This window comes from Mesorhizobium sp. M6A.T.Cr.TU.014.01.1.1, from assembly GCF_004022765.1.
In the GTDB taxonomy this organism is placed as follows: domain Bacteria; phylum Pseudomonadota; class Alphaproteobacteria; order Rhizobiales; family Rhizobiaceae; genus Mesorhizobium; species Mesorhizobium mediterraneum.
In genome coordinates this window covers 262453-281462 of record NZ_RZPG01000006.1, presented here as the reverse complement: position 1 = coordinate 281462, position 19010 = coordinate 262453, and the positions used below count along the sequence as shown (strand labels likewise).

Below are 19010 nucleotides of genomic sequence, written 5' to 3'. Positions count from 1 at the left end.
AAAATCAACAAATCGGAGAGAACGATGGACGCAAAGACCGATGACAAGAGCGCGGGAAAATGCCCGGTCGCGCATGGATCGGCCGGCAGGACCAACCGTGACTGGTGGCCAAACCAGCTTGACCTTGCCGTTCTCCACCAGCAGTCGAGCCTCTCGGATCCGATGGGCGAGAACTTCGACTACGCCGAGGAATTCAAGAGCCTCGATCTCGATGCGGTGATCAAGGACCTGCACCAGGTGATGACCGATTCGCAAGATTGGTGGCCGGCCGATTTCGGCCATTACGGCCCGCTCTTCATCCGCATGGCCTGGCACAGCGCCGGCACCTATCGCATAGGCGATGGCCGTGGCGGCGCCGGCGCCGGCCAGCAGCGTTTCGCGCCGCTCAACAGCTGGCCGGACAACGCCAATCTCGACAAGGCACGCCGGCTGCTGTGGCCGATCAAGCAGAAATACGGCAGGAAGATCTCCTGGGCCGATCTGTTGATCCTCACCGGCAACGTCGCGCTGGAATCGATGGGCTTCAAGACGTTCGGCTTCGCCGGCGGGCGCGCCGATGTCTGGGAGCCCGAGCAGGACGTGGACTGGGGGTCGGAAACCAAGTGGCTCGGCGACGAGCGTTATTCCGGCGACCGCGAACTTCGGGGCCATCTCGGCGCCGTGCAGATGGGGCTGATCTACGTCAACCCGGAAGGGCCGAATGGCACGCCCGATCCGTTGGCCTCGGCACGCGACATCCGTGAAACCTTCGCACGCATGGCTATGAACGACGAGGAAACTGTGGCGCTCATCGCCGGCGGTCACACCTTCGGCAAGACCCACGGCGCCGGCGATGCATCGCTGGTGGGGCCGGAGCCGGAAGGCGCCGGCATCGAGGCGCAGGGCCTCGGCTGGTCGAGCAAGCACGCCACCGGCATTGCCGGCGACGCCATCACCTCGGGCCTCGAAGTGACCTGGACCACGACGCCGACCAAATGGAGCAACAACTTCTTCGATAATCTGTTCAACTACGAATGGGAACTGACCAAGAGCCCGGCCGGCGCCCATCAGTGGACGCCGAAGGGCGGCGCCAGTACAGGCTCGGTGCCGGACGCGCACGATCCGTCGAAGCGCCGCGCGCCAGCGATGCTGACCACCGACCTCGCGCTGCGGGTCGACCCGGCCTATGAGAAGATCTCGCGGCGTTTCCACGAGAATCCGGATCAGTTCGCCGATGCCTTCGCCCGCGCCTGGTTCAAGCTGACCCATCGCGACATGGGGCCGGTTGTCCGCTATCTCGGCCCGCTCGTGCCGAAGGAAGAGCTGATCTGGCAGGACCCTATCCCGGCCGTCGATCACGAACTGATCAGCGAGCAGGACATCGCCTCGCTGAAGGCGAAGATACTGACCTCTGGCCTGTCCGTTTCCGAACTGGTCTCGACCGCCTGGGCCTCGGCCTCGACGTTCCGCGGTTCCGACAAGCGCGGCGGCGCCAACGGCGCACGCATCCGTCTGGCGCCGCAGAAGGACTGGGAAGTCAATCAGCCGACCGAACTGTCGAAGGTGCTTGCGCAGCTCGAAGGCGTCCAGAGCGAGTTCAACGCCGGGCAGACGGGCGACAAGAAGGTCTCGCTTGCCGACCTGATCGTTCTCGGCGGCGTCGCCGCGATCGAGAAGGCCGCCAAGGACGGCGGCCATGACGTGGAGGTGCCTTTCACGCCAGGCCGCATGGACGCCTCGCAAGAGCAGACGGACGTCCAGTCCTTTGCCGCGATCGAGCCAAAAGTCGATGGCTTCCGCAATTATGTCAGGGGCAAGCAGCCGATGTCGGTCGAAGCGATGCTGGTCGATCAGGCGCAGCTGCTGACCTTGACGGCGCCCGAGATGACGGTGCTCGTCGGCGGGTTGCGGGTGCTCGGCGCCAACACCGGCAAGTCGAAGCACGGGGTGTTCACCGACAGGCCGGGCACGTTGACCAACGATTTCTTCGTCAACCTGCTCAGCATGAACACGGTCTGGGATCCGGCCGCCGGCTCCGATGAAGTCTACGAAGCGCGCGACCGCAAGACCAAGGCGGTCAAGTGGATCGGCACCCGCGCAGATCTGATCTTCGGCTCGCACGCGCAGTTGCGTGCGCTTGCCGAGGTCTACGGGTCGGCGGACGCCGGGCAGAAGTTCGTTAGGGATTTCGTCGCGGCCTGGACCAAGGTGATGAACGCCGACCGCTTCGATCTTGCCCGGGGCTGAGGCGGCAAGTGATTCTCCAATTTAACAAAAAGGCGCGGGCCTTGACCCGCGCCTTTTTGTATTGAAGCCTTCGAAAATCAGTCTTTCTCGAAGATGCGGGTCTTGGCGACCACGCCGGCGATGGCGCCGCCGATCAGCGGTGCGACAATGAACAGCCAGAGCTGGCCAATCGCGACACTTCCTGAAAACAGCGCCGGGCCGATCGAGCGGGCCGGATTGAGCGACGTGCCGGTCACCGGGATGATGGCGAAGTGCAGCCCCGCCAGCGTCAGGCCGATGACAAGGCCGGCAAAGGCTGTCGTGTGGCTGCCGCTGGTGACGCCGAGGATCACCGTCACGAAGGTGAAGGTTCCGATCAGCTCCCACAGGAACGCCGAGCTGACGCCCCATTTCGTCGCATCCCAGCCATTGGCGCCGAAGCCGCCGGTGTGTCCGCCGACCTGTCCGGAGACGATGATCCACAGCGCCAGCGACGCGATGATGGCTCCGATGATCTGCGCGATCCAATAGGGGATGACGTCCTTGGCCTGCATTCGGCCGGCAAGGAACACGCCGAGCGTCACCGCCGGGTTGAGATGCGCGCCCGAGATCGGGCCGATCGCATAGGCAGCCGCAATCAAGCCGATGCCGAATGCAAGACCGATGCCTTCCTGGCCGAGCGGCAGCGCGCCGCCGAAGCCGCCCGTCACCACCGAAGCCGTGCCGATGAACACCAGTAGAAATGTTCCTAGAACTTCCGCCAGATAAGTCTTCATTGCCCTCTCCTCGTAATTTTCCCGCCGATCCGCTTGCAGTTCTTGGCGAATCACGCAGCGAAAGAGTATCGCAACTTCAAAAGTTTGGAAGCACAAGCATTGCGCCGACTACAGCGCCGCGCGTCCTTTGGGACGCGCAAAGGACGCTGTAGCAGTTTGATTTTGCGCATGATCCCTTACCGAAAAATCGATTCCGATTTTCGGGGTCGTGCGCTAGAGCTGTGGGTGCCGACATATCTGCGCTCGATCTGGTGTCCGAGGCTCTCCCCGCTTGTGTGCGCCAGTCGCGCGCTTTAGAGCAGGGCGGAAGTAATTTGCTGAATAACGGAATAAGAAGATGCGACTGGGCGGACGGCTGGCGGCGGCCATCGAAGTGCTGGAGGATATCGGCCGGCGGCACCGACCGGTCGCCGATGCGCTGAAGGACTGGGGCCTGTCGCATCGCTTCGCCGGCGGCGGCGATCGCGCTGCGATCGGCAACATCGTCTATGACGCGCTGCGCCGGAAGCGCTCGGCCGGCTTTTTGCTGGGCGAGGACACGCCGCGCGCCATCGGCTTCGGCGCGCTGCTGCTCGAATGGAACCAGACCGCGCAGTCGCTGAACGAAGCGCTCGACGGCGACAAATTCGCGCCGCCGCTGCTCAGCGCCGACGAGCTGAAGGCGGTCGCCGATAGTAGGCTTGCCGATGCGCCGCCCGCGGTGCGCGCCGACATTCCGGACTGGTGCGAACCGCTTTTCGAACGGGCCTTCGGCGCCAGCTGGGTCGATGAAGGCGCTGCACTTGCGACGCGTCCGCCGCTCGACCTCAGGGTCAACACGCTGCGGGCCGATCGCAGCAAGGTGCTCGCCGAACTGGCCGAGACCGATGCCAAGGCTGCACGGATCGCGCCGCACGGCATCCGCATCCCGCCGATCGCAGGTGACGGCAGGCATCCGAACGTGCAGGCGGAACCGGCCTTCCAGAAAGGCTGGTTCGAGGTTCAGGACGAAGGCTCGCAGATCGCCGCCACGCTGGCTGGCGCGGAGGCTGGGATGCAGGTCCTCGACTTTTGCGCCGGCGCCGGCGGCAAGACGCTGGCACTGTCGGCGGCGATGGACAATCGCGGCCAGGTGTTTGCCCATGATGTCGAAAAGGCGCGGCTGGCGCCGATCTTCGACCGCATCCGCCGCTCGGAAAACCGCAACGTGCAAATCGTCACCAAGCCGACGGAGCTCAGCACCCTCTCGGGCCACATGGATATCGTCCTGGTCGACGCACCGTGCACCGGCAGCGGCACTTGGCGGCGCCGGCCCGATGCCAAATGGCGGCTGACGCAGAGACAGCTCGATGCACGCAAAGGCGAGCAATCGGCGATCCTCGACGCGGCCAACGCCTTCGTCAAACCGGGCGGGCTGCTGGTCTATATCACCTGCTCGGTGTTCGACGAGGAGAATGGAGAACAGGTCGCAGCCTTCCAGGATCGTAACAGCGACTTTATTCCAGTCGATCACCGCCAGCTCTGGGACAGCCGCTTTCCGGGCCACGAGGCGGCCGCGCGGATCGGCGCCGCAGGCGGCATTTCGCTGTCGCCGGCGCTGAGCGGTACCGATGGGTTTTATGTCTGCGCGCTACGCAAGGGCGGCTGAATCTTGCCAGCGGACTTGATTGTTGCAGTGCAGCAATAGCGATTGCCTGCCGCTCATGCCTCTGCAATAAGCTTTTCAGACAGGAGCGTGACAAGCCATGGCTGCAAAGATCGTACCCGCCCCCGACTATGAGGATCGCGTCAGGACGTCCTTCGCGCGGCAGAACGCCATGATGACCATCGGCGCCGAGCTGACGCTGGTGACGCCCGGCATCATCGAGATCGAGATGCCCTATTCGGCGGCGCTGACCCAGCAGCATGGCTTCCTCCATGCCGGCGTCATTTCGACGGCGCTGGACTCGGCCTGCGGCTATGCAGCATTCTCGCTGATGCCGGAGAACTCCGGCGTGCTGACCATCGAGTTCAAGGTCAACCTGCTGGCGCCGGGCCGGGGCGAGCGCTTCCTGTTCCGCGGCTCGGTGACAAAGCCCGGCCGCACCATCATCGTCGCCGACGGCCAGGCCTATGCCTTCGCTGTCGACGGCGAGGCCAAGCTGATCGCCACTATGACCGGAACGATGATGACGGTGGTCGGTCGCGATGGCATCGAAGGCTGATCCGATGCGCAAGGCGGTCAGGATTGCGGGTAGGGACGTCCTCTTCGTGATGGCGGCGCAGGCCGAATACGGTCCGCATCTGCAGCGGCTTTTCACGCCTGTCATGACAGGGGTGGGGCCGGTCGAGGCGGGTGTCAGGCTGGGCGCGGAACTGTCATGGCTGAAGTCTGAAAAGGCGCTGCCGGACCTCGTCGTGTCGCTCGGTTCGGCTGGGAGCCGGACGCTGGAGCAGACGGAAATCTACCAGGCCGTTTCGGTCGCCTACCGCGACATCGACGCCTCGCCACTGGGGTTCGAGAAGGGCGCGACGCCGTTTCTCGACCTGCCGGTGACCGTGCCGCTGCCGTTCAGGATTCCTGATATAAGAGAGGCGACGCTGTCGACCGGCGCGGCGATCATTTCCGGCAGCGCCTACGATGCGATTGCGCAGGACATGGTCGACATGGAGACCTTCGCCTGCCTGCGTGCCTGCCAACTGTTCGGCGTGCCGCTCGTCGGCCTGCGCGGCATTTCCGACGGGGCTGCCGATCTCAGGCATGTCGGCGACTGGAAGGAGTATCTCCACGTCATCGACGAGAAGCTGGCGGATGCGGTCATGCGGCTGGAACAGGCGATCGGGTCCGGCGCGCTGGAATTCGGACCATCGCATGAGGACGCGAAATCGGATTGAGAGCCGCCTCTCAGCCCATTGCGCCGACTCGTTTCTTTCTCTAAACGCTCGCCATGAAGATAGCCAATCATCCCGACACCGTCCTGATTGTCGATTTCGGCAGCCAGTTCACGCAGCTCATCGCCAGGCGCATCCGCGAGGCCGGCGTGTTTTCCGAGATCGTGCCGTTCCAGTCGGCCGAAGCGGCGTTCAAGCGCATCAAGCCGAAGGCGGTGATCCTGTCCGGCGGCCCGGCCTCGACCGGCGACATCGGCAGCCCGCGCGCCCCGCAGATCGTCTTCGATGCCGGTGTGCCGGTGCTCGGCATCTGCTATGGCCAGATGGCCATGTGCGTGCAGATGGGCGGCGTCGCCGAAAGCTCCGACCATCGCGAATTCGGTCGCGCCTTCGTCGAGATCCAAAAGGACAGCCCGCTGTTCGAGGGCCTGTGGGCGCCCGGCCAGCGCCATCAGGTGTGGATGAGCCACGGCGACCGCGTCATCTCCTTGCCCAAGGGCTTCGAGGTGTTCGGAAAATCGGAAGGCTCGCCCTGCGCCATCTTCGGCAATATCGAGCGCAAGATGTACGGCATCATGTTCCACCCCGAAGTGGTGCACACGCCGGACGGCGCCCGGCTGCTCCAAAACTTCGTCCACAAGATCGCCGGCATCGAAGGCGACTGGACCATGCGCGCCTACCGCGAGCACGCGGTCGAGACGATCCGTAAGCAGGTCGGCAAGGGCAAGGTCATCTGCGCGCTTTCGGGCGGCGTCGATTCCTCGGTCGCAGCACTCCTGATCCACGAGGCGGTCGGCGATCAGCTTACCTGTATCCTCGTCGACCACGGGCTGATGCGCAAGGACGAGGCTGCTGGCGTGGTGGAGATGTTTCGCCAGCACTACAATCTGCCGCTCATCCTGGTCGACGCTTCGGACCGTTTTATCGGCGCGCTCGAAGGCGAGTCGGACCCGGAAAAGAAGCGCAAGACCATCGGCCGGCTGTTCATCGAGGTGTTCGAGGAAGAGGCCGAGAAACTCGGCGGCGCCGATTTCCTGGCGCAGGGCACGCTCTATCCCGATGTCATCGAAAGCGTCTCCTTCACCGGCGGCCCCTCGGTGACGATCAAGTCGCACCACAATGTCGGCGGCCTGCCTGAGCGCATGAACATGCAGTTGGTCGAGCCGCTGCGCGAACTGTTCAAGGACGAGGTGAGGGCGCTCGGCAAGGAGCTCGGCCTGCCCGACAGCTTCATCGGCCGGCACCCGTTTCCCGGTCCTGGTCTCGCCATCCGCTGCCCGGGCGGCATCTCTCGCGAAAAGCTGGAGATACTGCGCGAGGCCGACGCCATCTATCTCGATGAGATCCGCAAGGCCGGCCTTTACGACGCCATCTGGCAGGCTTTCGTCGTGCTGCTGCCGGTGCAGACCGTCGGTGTGATGGGTGATGGCCGCACCTATGAATTCGTTTGCGCGCTGCGCGCCGTCACCTCGGTCGACGGCATGACCGCGGATTTCTACCACTACGACATGGCGTTCCTAGGCACCGCCGCCACCCGCATCATCAACGAGGTGCGCGGCATCAACCGCGTCGTCTACGACGTGACCAGCAAGCCGCCCGGCACAATCGAGTGGGAGTGAGGATAAAAACGGCGGCAATAGCGTAGTTTCGGCGGTGCTTTTCGCCTCCGCTTAATAGCCGCTCCCATCCGTCTTTCACTTCCATTGAATTCGCCTACTCCATTTCTTTCCTACAGGATCGATCTGCGCCCGCTTCAGGATGGTGTAAAGCCGCTTCCATTGGCGGGAGTGCTCTGGCGTAGAATAGCGTGCACAAAGGCGGGTCTGCTTCGAGCCCCGTTGTTGTCGTCGGTCAGGAGTGTGCACGGCGATCCCGAAACCGGCCGTTCCGCATGCGGCCTGAGAAGCGGTACACTCACGTTTTCAGCTTGGACTTTGCAGCCATTCCCGCTTGCACCGTTGTACGTCGGTTTGCGACAGAAGCCGACGTTCCCGCATTTACCCTCATTCTTCCCCTAAACGAGCAAGACCCGGCAAGCGTCGCCGCGATCTACTGCGCGTCAGTCGCGCGATATGGACAGCCCCGCTAAAAGTGGGGTGTAGGCGGCGAGTCTGCGGGACACGAACTCGGTGAAGAGCCGCACGCGCTTCGTCTTGCGTGTCTCCCCCTGAGTGAGAACCCAGATCGGTCCATACAGGTGTAGGTTGGTACCTGGCACCCTCTCCAATAAGGGATCGGCATCTCCGACGAAACACGGGAGCGTCGTGATGCCTATACCTTGCCGGACCGCCGCGATCTGCGCTTCGAAATCCATAGTCCGGAACGGAGTCCCAGTCGTGCGAAGTTCTCCCTGGCGGGTCCAGTCCGGTACTCCATGACCACTTATGGCGATCCACCTGGGATCCGGCCCGCCCGCCTGCCACTCGGCCAGTCGATCGCCGGACATGTAGAAGCCGCCGTACAGCTCCGGTCCCTTCAGACCGTGAAGATTGAGCGGCAAGGCTTCGCGGTCATAGACGACACGGATCGCCACGTCGGCCTCTCGGTTGGTCAGATTTGCCAGCTCGCCGGACGACAGGATTTCCATCTCGATGTCCGGATGCAGGCGTACGAAATCCGCGAAGTTCGGCATTAGCAGGTGTGCTGCGAGGGGCGCCGGCAGCGTCACCCGCAGAAGCCCGCGCACGCTTTGATCGCGCCCCAAGACGCGCGTTTCCAGCTGGTGCGACGACGCTTGCATCTGGTCCGCGAACTCGAGGACCTCCTCGCCCGCAGCTGTTAAGCGGTAGCCCGAAGGCAGCTTTTCGAACATCTGCGCCCCGAGGCGGTCCTCGAGCTGGGCGATGCGTCGCAGCACGGTCGCGTGGTTCACTCCGAGACGTTTGGCGGCGGCCCGCACTGAGCCTCCTTGCGCGGCGGCGAGAAAGTAGCGAACGTCATCCCAGTCGATCATGGTGCATTCCCGCGCCGCGCAGTGAGGCTTCCGAAGCTCACTCTAACATACAGAGTCGGATTTTGCGCGAACATCGCGGCGTCTGGTTATCGGTGCGGATCGTTTTCGCACCACCGATGTGTGCGATTGCTCACTGCCTGGCTGACTTCGGCAGGGCCATGTTGAGCCTCTCGGAAAGACCTCCCGTACAGCCAAAGTCCCGAGATGGCGAAACGAAGGATACACGATATGACCAGATTGAATGGAAAGACCGCCGTCATCACCGGAGGCGCCACCGGCATCGGCCTCGCCGCTGCAAAGCGCTTCATCGAGGAGGGCGCTTTCGTCTTCATCTTCGGCCGTCGGCAGGATGCGCTCGACGCCGCCCTCGTCGAGCTCGGGTCCAATGCCCGCGCGGTGCAGGGCTCGGTCTCCGATGAGGCCGATCTCGACAAGCTTTACGCGGCGGTGAAGACCGAGCGTGGAACCCTCGACATCGTCTTTGCGAACGCTGGGGTAGGAAGCCAGCTTAAGCTCGGCGAGATCACCGCCGAGCACATCGACGAAACCTTCGACGTCAATGTGAAGGGTACGATCTTCACCATCCAGAAGGCGCTGCCGCTGATGGGCGAAGGCGGCTCGATCATCCTGACCGGATCGAGCGCAGGCACCACGGGCGCCCCGGCATTCACTGCCTACAGCGCGAGCAAGGCGGCAGTGCGCAACCTCGCGCGGACCTGGGCGGAGGATCTGAAGGGCACCGGCATCCGCGTAAACGTGCTGTCGCCCGGGGCGATAGCGACCGAACTCGCGACCGAAGCGTTGGGCGAGGAGGGCCTGAAGGCCTACGGCTCGATGACTGCATTCCAGCGCATGGGCAATCCGACGGAGCTCGGGGCGGCTGCTGCCTTCCTCGCCTCATCGGACAGCAGCTTCATGACCGCCAGCGAGGTAGCCGTTGACGGCGGCCTAGCGCAACTCTGACGCGCTACACCTGGACGGGTTCCGTTCGATACTCGGAGCCCGACCGGCGTGGGAAAATAAAGGAGAATAAATATGAGCTACGCAATTGTCGGCTTCGGCAATATCGGCAAGGCCCTAGCCAAGGCATTTGCCCGCAAGGGCATCGAAGTATCCGTCGCAACCACGCGCGACCCGGAAAGCTTTGCATCCGATGCGGCCGCGATCGGGCCTACGATCGTTCCCAAAAAGCTGGCGGAAGCGGTCAAGGCAGACATCATCTTTTTGGCCGTGCGTTTCGACTCGCACCCGGACGTCGCGAAGGCACTTCCCACCTGGCAGGGGAAGACCATCGTCGATGTGACCAATGCCTATGGCGTGCCCCCTGAGCAACTGGGCGGACAGCCTTCTTCCAGGTTCATTGCGCAGGCGTTCTCTGGTGGAAGACTGGTCAAGGGCTTCAACCATTTGGTCGCCGCGGTCCTTGACCAGGATCCGGCCGTAAAGGGTGGCAGGAGAGTCATATTCCTCGCGAGCGATGATGAAGGCGCTGCAGTGCAGATTGGTACGCTCGCGGAAAATCTCGGCTTCGCGCCGATCAAGCTAGGCGGGCTTTCGGAAGGCGGACTGCTCGTGCAGGCGCGCGGAAACAGCTGGGGCCGGCTGATCTTCAAGGACCTGGTCAAGTTCGACTGATGAACATGACGTCCCCACCGGCAGGGACACGATGCACGCATCGGATCGTGCTCGATCCGATGCGTGCGGCCGAGGTGACGCCTGGAAGCAAAGGATGAAGTGCTCCGCCTCTCGTCAGCAGTATGATGGATACTCAGTTTTGACGGTCGAGCGCAGCAGAAGCCGATCCGGTCGACGGGTTCGCCAAGATGGCGCCCGTAATGATGCGAAAGAGATGATCGGACCGCGGCGCGAATGAGGGTTGGTCGACCGCCCAGCCGAGAGCCGTCATCAGGGCGAACAGGTCATCCCCATTCATGTCGGGCCGCGCCGCGCCCTCGGCCTGTGCACGGAGCAGCAGTCGCGCGCTCGCCGAGTGCACCGCAGCGCATGAAGCATAAAGAGCGGAGTCCGGGTTCGTGTGGGCGGCGGCCATCATGGCGACGACGCCCCTATAGCTTTGGGCGAACACCAACCATTCCTGGAACCAGGAGATGAGCGCTTCGTCAGGTGAGTTCGACGTTTCGAGTTCATCTGCCCTCTGAGTCAGTGCGTCCAGATTCGTACACAGCAACGCTTCGAACAAGGCTTCTCGCGTCGGGAAATGACGCAGCAGCGTGGCCAACCCGACGTCGGCCCGGCGGGCGATATCGCGCATGGACGCATTGATACCGTGCTCGGTGACGACGTCACGCGCGACCGCGAGGATATGGTTGTAATTTTTTTTTGCGTCGGCTCGCATGAGATGCCTTGATAACCGGATCGGTGATCCGTATATGTGGATCGGTGATCCGATTGTTAAGCGGATCGGTGAACCACTAAATAGAGTGCGTCTGCACAAATGGCAACAAAGGCGCTGCCCGCCCCGCGAGGAAAATGAACATGAGCACTATCAGCATCATCGGCTCAGGCGGTATGGCCGCAGCGATCGGCGGCCTTGCCGCCAAAGCCGGACACAGCGTCGAGGTGATGAGTCGCGACGCCGCCAAGGCGCGGGCGCTGGCCGAGCAGGTTGGAGCCGGCGCGACGACCGGAACGTTTGGCGCCGCTCCGGTCGGGGACATCGTCATCCTGGCGGTGCCTTTTTCGGCCGTTCTCGACGTGGTGAAGCAGTACGGCGAGAAGCTGGCAGGCAAGCTCCTCGTCGACATCACCAACCCCATCAAATCCGACTTCAGGGTTTTCTTGACTCCTGAAGACAGTTTCGGCGCGCAGGAGATCGCCAAGGTTGCTCCTGCCAATGCCACTATCGTCAAGGCGTTCAACACCCAGAACGCCCAGGTCCTGGCTGTCGGTCCAATCGGGGGCCATCCATTGGACGTGTTCATCGCCGGGGACGACTCTCAGGCGAAGGCGCGCGTCTCGGCGTTCATCGACAGCCTCGGACTACGTCCGATGGATACCGGGCGGCTGATTATGGCGCGGACGTTAGAGCACGCCTGCATGCTGTGGCTGGGCCTCATGACCCACTCCATCAAACACACCAACTTCTCAATCCGCGTCAGCCTCCTCGGCTGAGCCCACGGCACCACGTCTCGCATCACATTACCCAAGGAGCAGCAGTATGCGCGTTTTAGTTACTGGCGGGACCGGCCATATCGGTTCGTATATCATCCCCGAGCTCATCGCGGCCGGACATGAGGTCATTGGCCTGGCCCGATCGGACACATCCGCGACTGCGGTGTCGGCGCTCGGCGCCAAGGCACGTCGCGGGGATATCACCGACCTCGACGGGCTCAAGGCCGCGGCGGCGGAGTCCGACGGCGTCATCCACGTCGCGCACCGGCAAGACCTGCTGCCCTCTGGCGGGATCGACGCCGTGGCCGCCGCGGAACTCCAGATCATGCTCGCCTACGGCGAGGCGCTGGCGGGGACCGGAAAGCCGCTCGTCGTCTCGGGGAGCATCGGCTCGCCGGGGTGGGAAAACCTGGGCCGGCCAGCCACCGAGGAAGATCCGGCTCTTCCCGGCGGCGATGCATACAAGGGCACCCTGCGGGTTCGTAACGCCGTGGAACTCGCCGTGATCGGCTTAGCGGGACGGGGCGTGCGGTCTTCGGTCGTCCGAATTCCTCCCATCGCGCACAGCACGACCGATGCCGGCTTCCTCCAGCTGCTGATCGGTCTCGCGAAGGAGAAGGGCGTTATCGGTTACCCCGGAGACGGCGCGAACCTCTGGCCGGCTGTGCATGCCCGCGACTTGGCCTCCCTGTTCCGCCTGGCGCTGGAGAAGGGGCCGGCTGGCAAATATTGGCACGGGATTGAGCGCGACGGCATCCGGTTCCGCGAGATCGCTGAGGCCATTGGCAGCCGTATGGGCGTACCCGCCGTGCCCATCCCTGCGGACGTACTGATGTTGCCTGGCTTCTTCGGCTTTCTCGCGAATTTGGTCACGCTGAACCTTCCGGCGTCCAACGCCATCACCCGCCAGACTCTCGGCTGGGATCCAGTTCAGCCGGGCCTGATCGAGGACCTCGACAACGGCCATTACTTCCCGGCGGGCTGTATCGCGATCCCGTAATTCGTCAAACCAATAAACGGGATCCCCCGTCTAGAGACCACCAGCAATAACCCCATCTCAATAGGAGACTGCACATGAGCATTATCAGCATCATTGGCTCTGGAACTATGGCCACGGCGATTGCCGGCCGTGTCGCCAAGGCTGGACACACTGTCGAGGTGGTCGGCCGCGACCCCGCCAAGGCGCGGGCGCTCGCCGACCAACTTGGAGCCGGAGCGACCACTGGGACATACGGAGCCGCCCCCGCGGGCGACATCGTCATCCTCGCCGTGCCGTACAGCGGTGCAGCGGCGGCGGTGGCCGACTTTGGGAAAGCGCTCGATGGCAAGGTGATCGTCGACATCGCCAACCCGGTTGCCCCCGACCTCTCGGGCCTCGTCACGCCCCACGGCAGTTCTGGCGCGCAGGAGACCGCAAAGGGCCTCCCCGCCGGCGCGCATGTTGTGAAGGCGTTCAACACGATCTTTGGTCACGTGCTTGCGAAGGGTGGACGCCTCGACGCTTTCATCGCAGCCGACGATGCGGAGGCGAAAGCGCGCGTCTCGACGTTCCTCGAAAGTCTCGGGCTGCGTCCGCTCGACGTGGGCGGCTTGCACATGGCCCAGACGCTGGAGGCGCTCGGTTTGATGATGATTGGCCTCGCCAAAAACGGCGCTGGCACCTGGGACTTCGCCATGAACGTCGATATCGGCTGAATCACCGACATCAGCCCTCACCGGCAGATCCGCAACACCACTGGAAGCAAGTCATCCGATGGCTGTCGTCACCCGATGAGTCGGGCGTACTGTCGGGTGCCATGTGGTTCGCATGGTCAATGCGGCTCGGAAACACATACTCGGCAATAGCACCGCCCGACGTTCGAGCCATGCTAATAGGCTGAAGCGCACATCGGAGGTCAATTCGAATTAGACCGGTCGGCCGGTCTTCTGCTGCACTACAGCCAAGGAATCGATCATGATCACTCCCTTCCAGATTCCCTATGATGCGGACCAGGCCGCTGACCTTCGTAGCCGCCTCGCACGGACGCGTTGGGCCGACGCAGTAACTGACGACTGGACCATGGGAACCGAGCGCGGCGTCCTCAACCAGTTCATCGATTTCTGGCGTGACGGCTATGACTGGGCGCAGCGGCGAGACCGGCTTAACCAGCTTCCCCATTTCTGGACGACGGTCGACGGCCATGGCATACACTTTCTGCATTTTCGCAGCGGACAAAGTGGATCTATCCCGCTACTGCTGATGAACGGGTGGCCGTCCAGCTTCGTGGAGTTTCAGCGCATAGCGCCGCTGCTTACCCAGGGAACGCCGGCATTCGATGTCGTGATCCCCACCATGCCCGGCTTCGGCTACTCGGACAGGCCAACCCGGCCCTACGAGGCGGAGCCCAGTGACCTTTATCCGAAGCTAATGACGATGCTGGGCTATGGGCGGTTCGTCGTGGCCGGGACTGACATCGGCTCCGGCCTTGCCACCCGGATAGCCCTTCGGCATGCGGCGCGTTTGCTGGCTCTGCATGTCTCGGCGGTCGCGCTAAAGCCGATTCCAGAAGATGCGTCGCCCCTGTCGAAAGCCGAGATCGACTATGACGAGCGCCTCCAACTGTGGAGCCGGGAGGAAGGGGGCTATCAGGCGATCCAGAGCTCGAGGCCACAAACTCTCGCCTTTGGGCTTGCCGACAGTCCTGTTGGCCTCGCCTCGTGGATTGTCGAGAAATTTCGGGCCTGGACGGACTGCGATGGCGACATCCTCTCTGTCTGGCCACTCGAAGCCTTGACTGACACTCTGACGATCTACTGGATGACCAACACGATCGGGTCGTCTGTCCGCTACTATTACGACGCCGCCCGGCTGCGGCCGCCGCTGCGGGCAGATGACTTCGTGCATGTCCCCACCGCCGTCGCTATGTGGCCACATGATCTGACGCTCGCGCCGCGCGAGCGGGCCGAGCGGCTCTACAATGTGCGGAGCTACACCGTCTTTCCGCGTGGCGGGCATTTTCCGGCCTGGGAAACGCCGGAACTCTACGCCGACGATTTGCGAAAGATCGCGCTCGCCGCGATCTGAACGAACAAGCGTGTTCCGCTTCACTCACGAGCGGGCACGGCTCGTGGAGATTGCCCGCCAGCGGTGTGCCGAGCAGGCGCGGCTGGCCAAGCTCGAAGAACAGCGGGTGGAATATCTCGATCGCAAGCTCGCGCAGGCAGAGCCGCGTGATCGACTACGGACGTTTCTGACGACGCTTCCCGCTGACCCCGTCTCCGAGGAAGCGTCCGCCTTTCATGCTTTCATCGAATGGGCCCGACCGCGGCTGAAGAAGATGGACGCCCAACTGCAACTCGCGACGATTGCCGCTGAGGCGGCGGAAATGGAAGCCTTCGCACCAACTGACGATGCCAACGGTCTGCAACGATAAGCCATCGCATCCATGGGATGCGATGGCTTCAGTCTTAGTCCGATGACCTATCAGTCTGTTTGACCGGCCGGGCTTTGCGCTGATGGACATCCGGCCCGGGCGCGATCTTCGCTCGGCCCTCAAGACAGGTCTGGCGGCGCTGCTCCAGCCACGCTTCGACCTCCTCCAGGTCCCACACGATGCATCGCGGCGTGAGATTGAAGCGGCGAGGGAATTCCTCGCGTTTTTCCATTTCATAGATCGTGCTGTCGGCGAGCGGTACGATGAGCCGGAGCTCATTCCGTCGGATGTTTCGTGGTAGCCCGGTCAGCACGGTGGCGGGACCGGAATATCCCACCGGGTCTTTGTCGTCGTAATCCTGATACGGTATCGTCAGGATGCGAACGCGATCTGGCTTCTTGGTCATGTTTATCCTCCGTGGTTGAAGGATGTTTGATGCCGCTGCGGCTTTGCCTGGTCGCGTAGCTATCGTTGGTCGGGAACCTGACGGTACTTTTGGGTGTGCTCACGTTTCGAATGTCAGGCCTGGAAAGGCAGGCCGAGAGCCAATAGTAGTCGATAGATCGCTCGTGGGGGTTGGCCAAAATTCGCCAACTAAATCAGAACGGTAGGATCCTGACGGGTCCTAGGCCGGTAGTATTTGGACCGAAAAAATATTTTCTTGGGAAAATTCAATTAGTTAGCATAGGGCCGAACGATCGAGTGGGAGTGAAGTACCGTGGAGTAGATTGGAGTACTGTCGGATACATTCGGAAATTGTTGGTCCCCGATAGTGGGCGATAGTTCGCGGGCGATTCTGCAAGAACGAGCAGCAGTTTTGCAGATCGGCGATAGACCTTGCGATTGTGTGTCGAGATGTTCAAGGGGATCGATACACCGCGCCGTTCACGGCACATGCTTCGGATTGGGATTGGAGCGCCGATAAAAATCCTCGGACAATAGACCTCATGTTCCGGGGATTTGTATCAGGGTCTAAGCCCGGTCGAGACCAACGAGACGAGCACAAGGCCGCCGAGCACAGCGAAAAGGGCGCCATAGCTGAATACGCTCTCGTGCCCCCGTAGTTCCAGAGTGCTCCCGCAATGAGGCTGGCGACGAGCTGCATGACGCCGACCGTCGTGCTGTACCAGCCAATGCCGCTTGCCCGCAGATGCTGGCACAAAATCCGCGGCGAACGTTGAAGTCGGCAACCGCGGCATCAGGCCTTAAAGAAGGCCAGCAGGTCCGCCTTGATGATGTCTGCGTGGGTCGTGGGCTGCCGTGCGGCAGATTCTTGTAGACCTTCGGCGTGCCGTTCTTCAGCAGCTTGGCCGACGGCGGACCTAAGTCGGCGAGCGTCCTGCTACGCGACGAAACGGACCACGCCGCCATCCACCCGTAAAGCCGCGCCGGTTGTCGCCGAAGCCTGCTCCGAGCATGCGTAGATGATCATGTTGGCGACCTCATCGGTGGTCGCGAAGCGTTGGATGAGGGTGGTCGGACGCATCGCCTTCAGGAAGCCCTGCTCGGCTTCCTGAAGCGTGATCCCATTTGCGTCAGCCTGCTTCGCCATGAAGTCGCCCAGGATCTCAGAGCGGGTGGGTCCCGGCAGGACGGCGTTGACGGTGACGCCCGTGCCCGCGACCGCCTCGGCAAGCCCGCGCGAGATCGCGAGTTGAGCTGTCTTAGTCATGCCGTAGTCAAGCATTTCCTTAGGGATGTTGACTGCGGACTCGCTACTTACAAACACGACGCGGCCCCAGCCTTTCGCCACCATCCGCGGCAGATAATGACGGGTCACGCGCACGCCACTCATTACATTCAACTGGAAGAGACCAAGCCAGTCCTCGTCGGGGATCTTCGCGATGTCCTCGACGCCACTGTAGCCCCGGATGTGAGCCGTGCCCACGTTGTTCACAAGGATATCGGCGTCCGGCGCCTGCGCGATCAAGGCTTCGGCACCCTCCGTTGTCGCAAGATCGGCGGCGATACCCGAGATGTCGCTTCCGGGAAAGGCCTGTCGCATCTGCCGTACCGCCTCGTCAATCCGGACGTATCCACGGCCGTTGATGACGACCGATGCGCCGGCACGGGCTAGTCCCTCCGCGGTAGCACGGCCGATGCCTGCCGTTCACCCCGTAACGATCGCCTTGCGGCCCTTCAGTTCGATATTCATGTTATTTCATCTCCAAATTATAGGTGAACAAGGCGATCGATCCACTGATCCAGGCTGGAAGCGCAGATTGTCGCCCGTCGAGTACGGGCAACATCCGGACGAAGGCAGCGTTGGGAAGCGTGGATAGCGCCAGGACAGGGGCGTCAGCTCGCTTTCTTTGCTGCTTCAGCTTCCGCTGCGCGGGCGAGGCTTTCGACCCACTCCTGGTGATAGCGGTAGAGCGCGCCGGGATGCTTGTGCCCGAGAAGGTCCAGAAACCAGGCTCCCTGTTGCGTCTCCTCGGTCAGGACATGGCAGCCATCGTTAGTCGGCGTGATAACCCAGCCGTGATATGCGCTCGAGCCGGTCTCATCGCCGTCGACTGTCGTCGCCCAAGCGAGCCGGCGCAAGGGCTCGAACTCGGTCACGACAAGGCTCATCGGGAATCCGACGGTGACTCGACTGTACGTGGTTCCGAGCGCCAGTTCCGCCTCACCTGTCAGGATCTTGACCTGGTCTTCGGCAGGAAAGTAGCTCAGCCAATTCTCGGCATCGACGAGCAGCTTCCAGACCACTTCAGGCGGCGCCTTAACGTCGATGTCGTTCAGCGCATAGATGGCCGACGTTCTGGGGTCATACCGCTCCGGCCAGATTACATGGTCGTACATGGTTCATTTGTCCTTTTTGAACAGGTCCTGGAAGATCAATGGCGCCCAGCTCTTGTCCCGCGCCTGCACTAGCTGACCGCCTTCCGCGATCTTGCCGAGGCTAACCGGCCCATACGCCGTCAGGCCCAGCCTAACCTTCGCGACTTTGTGGCGTTCAAATATTCGGTCGCGCGCTGCTCGAAGAAATTGGCGCGCGCGACCAGTTCTCGGCGCCGATCGCACGGTCGTAGATTGATTACGGCTCCTTCTTGAACAAATCCTGGAAGATGAGCTGGCCCCAAGTGCGGCCGCGTGCGTGCACCAGCGCGCCACCCTCGTTGAGCTTTCCCAGCTTGACGGGTGCGAACCCGAGTTGTTTGGCCAAGGTCGCCACGGGAGCGATCGCGTCCTCGTCGTCGCTCGTCAGAAAGACGACCCGGTGGCCGCCCTCGACGAGCGGATCGGTAGCCAGGGTGGCCGCAATCAGGTGATTGAAACCTTTCACGAGCTTGGCGCCGGTGAACGCTTTCGCGATGACGGCGGAGGACGGGAGGCCGTCCAGCTCTTCAGGGACTGGAAACATGTTCGTCGCGTCGATGACTGTCTTGCCTTCCCAGCTCGGCAGGGCCTTCGCAACCTCGCGATGCTCCCCGAACGGGACCGCCAAGATGATTGTGTCGGCCTCAAGCGCATCCCGCAGCGACTTGGCGACGACCGTGGGTCCGATCGCCCGAGCTTGCGGCGCCAACGCCTCGGGCGGACGGCGGCTCGCGACGGTCACCTTGATGTTTTTACGGGCAAAGGCGTGGGCGAGGGCCTGGCCTACCTTACCGAATCCTACAATTGCGTAGCTCATAATACTTCTCCGATCCGTGTTGGTATTGATTCCCCGGCCTTCAA

19 protein-coding genes and 1 pseudogene are annotated in these 19010 nt (G+C 62.6%); 12 read left to right on the top strand and 8 right to left on the bottom strand.

Annotated features, from left to right (window positions below; translation table 11 throughout):
* The first annotated feature begins 24 nt into the window (after window positions 1-24).
* A complete protein-coding gene (gene katG, locus EN885_RS09605) occupies window positions 25-2226 on the top strand; it encodes a catalase/peroxidase HPI (protein WP_128241316.1) in 2202 nt (733 codons plus the stop codon).
* A gap of 77 nt (window positions 2227-2303) precedes the next feature.
* On the opposite strand, the gene EN885_RS09600 is transcribed toward katG, so the two are convergent.
* Window positions 2304-2981 carry an aquaporin gene (locus tag EN885_RS09600; RefSeq protein WP_095483588.1) on the bottom strand — a complete coding sequence of 226 codons (678 nt, stop codon included), beginning with the start codon at window positions 2979-2981 and terminating at the stop codon, window positions 2304-2306.
* Between the two features lie 337 nt (window positions 2982-3318).
* Between EN885_RS09600 and EN885_RS09595 the strand changes: the two genes are divergently transcribed.
* The 4 genes from EN885_RS09595 (at window position 3319) to guaA (ending at window position 7450) form a co-directional block, all read left to right on the top strand.
* Window positions 3319-4608 (top strand): RsmB/NOP family class I SAM-dependent RNA methyltransferase, encoded by a 1290-nt coding sequence (locus tag EN885_RS09595; RefSeq protein WP_126103612.1) that lies wholly within the window; start codon window positions 3319-3321, stop codon window positions 4606-4608.
* A 97-nt stretch (window positions 4609-4705) separates the two neighbouring features.
* Complete coding sequence (locus tag EN885_RS09590) at window positions 4706-5164, top strand: PaaI family thioesterase (RefSeq protein WP_126103611.1); 459 nt, start codon at window positions 4706-4708, stop codon at window positions 5162-5164.
* A gap of 4 nt (window positions 5165-5168) precedes the next feature.
* Window positions 5169-5834: a 5'-methylthioadenosine/S-adenosylhomocysteine nucleosidase gene (locus EN885_RS09585; protein WP_126107241.1), complete on the top strand. Its 666-nt coding sequence runs from the start codon at window positions 5169-5171 to the stop codon at window positions 5832-5834.
* A 53-nt stretch (window positions 5835-5887) separates the two neighbouring features.
* Window positions 5888-7450, top strand: a complete 1563-nt coding sequence (gene guaA, locus EN885_RS09580; protein ID WP_128241315.1) for a glutamine-hydrolyzing GMP synthase — start codon at window positions 5888-5890, stop codon at window positions 7448-7450.
* Between the two features lie 440 nt (window positions 7451-7890).
* On the opposite strand, the gene EN885_RS09575 is transcribed toward guaA, so the two are convergent.
* Window positions 7891-8784, bottom strand: a complete 894-nt coding sequence (locus EN885_RS09575) for a LysR family transcriptional regulator (RefSeq protein WP_128241314.1) — start codon at window positions 8782-8784, stop codon at window positions 7891-7893.
* 228 nt (window positions 8785-9012) lie between these two features.
* Between EN885_RS09575 and EN885_RS09570 the strand changes: the two genes are divergently transcribed.
* Window positions 9013-9747: an SDR family oxidoreductase gene (locus tag EN885_RS09570; protein ID WP_095483593.1), complete on the top strand. Its 735-nt coding sequence runs from the start codon at window positions 9013-9015 to the stop codon at window positions 9745-9747.
* Window positions 9748-9819: 72 nt separating this feature from the next.
* Window positions 9820-10419: an NADPH-dependent F420 reductase gene (locus tag EN885_RS09565; protein ID WP_128241313.1), complete on the top strand. Its 600-nt coding sequence runs from the start codon at window positions 9820-9822 to the stop codon at window positions 10417-10419.
* A gap of 133 nt (window positions 10420-10552) precedes the next feature.
* Here EN885_RS09565 and EN885_RS09560 read toward each other — a convergent pair whose 3' ends face one another.
* On the bottom strand, window positions 10553-11140 hold the full coding sequence (locus tag EN885_RS09560; protein WP_128241312.1) for a TetR/AcrR family transcriptional regulator: 588 nt from the start codon (window positions 11138-11140) through the stop codon (window positions 10553-10555).
* Between the two features lie 134 nt (window positions 11141-11274).
* On the opposite strand from EN885_RS09560, the gene EN885_RS09555 reads away from it, so the two are divergent.
* From EN885_RS09555 to EN885_RS09535, 5 genes are all read left to right on the top strand, one after another.
* A complete protein-coding gene (locus EN885_RS09555; RefSeq protein WP_348627362.1) occupies window positions 11275-11916 on the top strand; it encodes an NADPH-dependent F420 reductase in 642 nt (213 codons plus the stop codon).
* Between the two features lie 46 nt (window positions 11917-11962).
* A complete protein-coding gene (locus EN885_RS09550) occupies window positions 11963-12916 on the top strand; it encodes an SDR family oxidoreductase (protein ID WP_128241311.1) in 954 nt (317 codons plus the stop codon).
* A gap of 74 nt (window positions 12917-12990) precedes the next feature.
* Window positions 12991-13611, top strand: a complete 621-nt coding sequence (locus EN885_RS09545) for an NAD(P)-binding domain-containing protein (RefSeq protein ID WP_027152442.1) — start codon at window positions 12991-12993, stop codon at window positions 13609-13611.
* A gap of 259 nt (window positions 13612-13870) precedes the next feature.
* Window positions 13871-14980 carry an epoxide hydrolase family protein gene (locus EN885_RS09540; RefSeq protein WP_127289296.1) on the top strand — a complete coding sequence of 370 codons (1110 nt, stop codon included), beginning with the start codon at window positions 13871-13873 and terminating at the stop codon, window positions 14978-14980.
* Between the two features lie 10 nt (window positions 14981-14990).
* A complete protein-coding gene (locus EN885_RS09535; RefSeq protein WP_095483598.1) occupies window positions 14991-15329 on the top strand; it encodes a hypothetical protein in 339 nt (112 codons plus the stop codon).
* 34 nt (window positions 15330-15363) lie between these two features.
* On the opposite strand, the gene EN885_RS09530 is transcribed toward EN885_RS09535, so the two are convergent.
* From EN885_RS09530 to EN885_RS09505, 5 genes and pseudogenes are all read right to left on the bottom strand, one after another.
* Window positions 15364-15735, bottom strand: coding sequence for an AlpA family phage regulatory protein (locus EN885_RS09530; RefSeq protein ID WP_126103606.1), 372 nt, complete (start codon window positions 15733-15735; stop codon window positions 15364-15366).
* A 792-nt stretch (window positions 15736-16527) separates the two neighbouring features.
* Window positions 16528-16661 (bottom strand): annotated as a pseudogene (locus tag EN885_RS34145) (alpha/beta hydrolase); the annotation flags it as partial.
* A gap of 10 nt (window positions 16662-16671) precedes the next feature.
* A complete protein-coding gene (locus EN885_RS09520; protein WP_245493040.1) occupies window positions 16672-17430 on the bottom strand; it encodes an SDR family oxidoreductase in 759 nt (252 codons plus the stop codon).
* A 197-nt stretch (window positions 17431-17627) separates the two neighbouring features.
* On the bottom strand, window positions 17628-18131 hold the full coding sequence (locus tag EN885_RS09515; protein ID WP_095483601.1) for an SRPBCC domain-containing protein: 504 nt from the start codon (window positions 18129-18131) through the stop codon (window positions 17628-17630).
* Between the two features lie 235 nt (window positions 18132-18366).
* Complete coding sequence (locus EN885_RS09505; RefSeq protein WP_281035128.1) at window positions 18367-18996, bottom strand: NADPH-dependent F420 reductase; 630 nt, start codon at window positions 18994-18996, stop codon at window positions 18367-18369.
* Between the last annotated feature and the right edge of the window lie 14 nt (window positions 18997-19010).

What these genes read in the sequence shown, in the direction of transcription:
- EN885_RS09570 (WP_095483593.1), top strand. Translation starts at nt 9,013, where the DNA reads ATGACCAGATTGAATGGAAAGACCGCCGTCATCACCGGAGGCGCCACC.
- guaA (WP_128241315.1), top strand. Translation starts at nt 5,888, where the DNA reads ATGAAGATAGCCAATCATCCCGACACCGTCCTGATTGTCGATTTCGGC.
- EN885_RS09590 (WP_126103611.1), top strand. Translation starts at nt 4,706, where the DNA reads ATGGCTGCAAAGATCGTACCCGCCCCCGACTATGAGGATCGCGTCAGG.
- EN885_RS09585 (WP_126107241.1), top strand. Translation starts at nt 5,169, where the DNA reads ATGCGCAAGGCGGTCAGGATTGCGGGTAGGGACGTCCTCTTCGTGATG.
- EN885_RS09540 (WP_127289296.1), top strand. Translation starts at nt 13,871, where the DNA reads ATGATCACTCCCTTCCAGATTCCCTATGATGCGGACCAGGCCGCTGAC.
- EN885_RS09560 (WP_128241312.1), bottom strand. Translation starts at nt 11,140, where the DNA reads ATGCGAGCCGACGCAAAAAAAAATTACAACCATATCCTCGCGGTCGCG.
- EN885_RS09515 (WP_095483601.1), bottom strand. Translation starts at nt 18,131, where the DNA reads ATGTACGACCATGTAATCTGGCCGGAGCGGTATGACCCCAGAACGTCG.
- katG (WP_128241316.1), top strand. Translation starts at nt 25, where the DNA reads ATGGACGCAAAGACCGATGACAAGAGCGCGGGAAAATGCCCGGTCGCG.
- EN885_RS09575 (WP_128241314.1), bottom strand. Translation starts at nt 8,784, where the DNA reads ATGATCGACTGGGATGACGTTCGCTACTTTCTCGCCGCCGCGCAAGGA.
- EN885_RS09595 (WP_126103612.1), top strand. Translation starts at nt 3,319, where the DNA reads ATGCGACTGGGCGGACGGCTGGCGGCGGCCATCGAAGTGCTGGAGGAT.
- EN885_RS09565 (WP_128241313.1), top strand. Translation starts at nt 9,820, where the DNA reads ATGAGCTACGCAATTGTCGGCTTCGGCAATATCGGCAAGGCCCTAGCC.
- EN885_RS09545 (WP_027152442.1), top strand. Translation starts at nt 12,991, where the DNA reads ATGAGCATTATCAGCATCATTGGCTCTGGAACTATGGCCACGGCGATT.
- EN885_RS09550 (WP_128241311.1), top strand. Translation starts at nt 11,963, where the DNA reads ATGCGCGTTTTAGTTACTGGCGGGACCGGCCATATCGGTTCGTATATC.
- EN885_RS09600 (WP_095483588.1), bottom strand. Translation starts at nt 2,981, where the DNA reads ATGAAGACTTATCTGGCGGAAGTTCTAGGAACATTTCTACTGGTGTTC.
- EN885_RS09555 (WP_348627362.1), top strand. Translation starts at nt 11,275, where the DNA reads ATGAACATGAGCACTATCAGCATCATCGGCTCAGGCGGTATGGCCGCA.
- EN885_RS09530 (WP_126103606.1), bottom strand. Translation starts at nt 15,735, where the DNA reads ATGACCAAGAAGCCAGATCGCGTTCGCATCCTGACGATACCGTATCAG.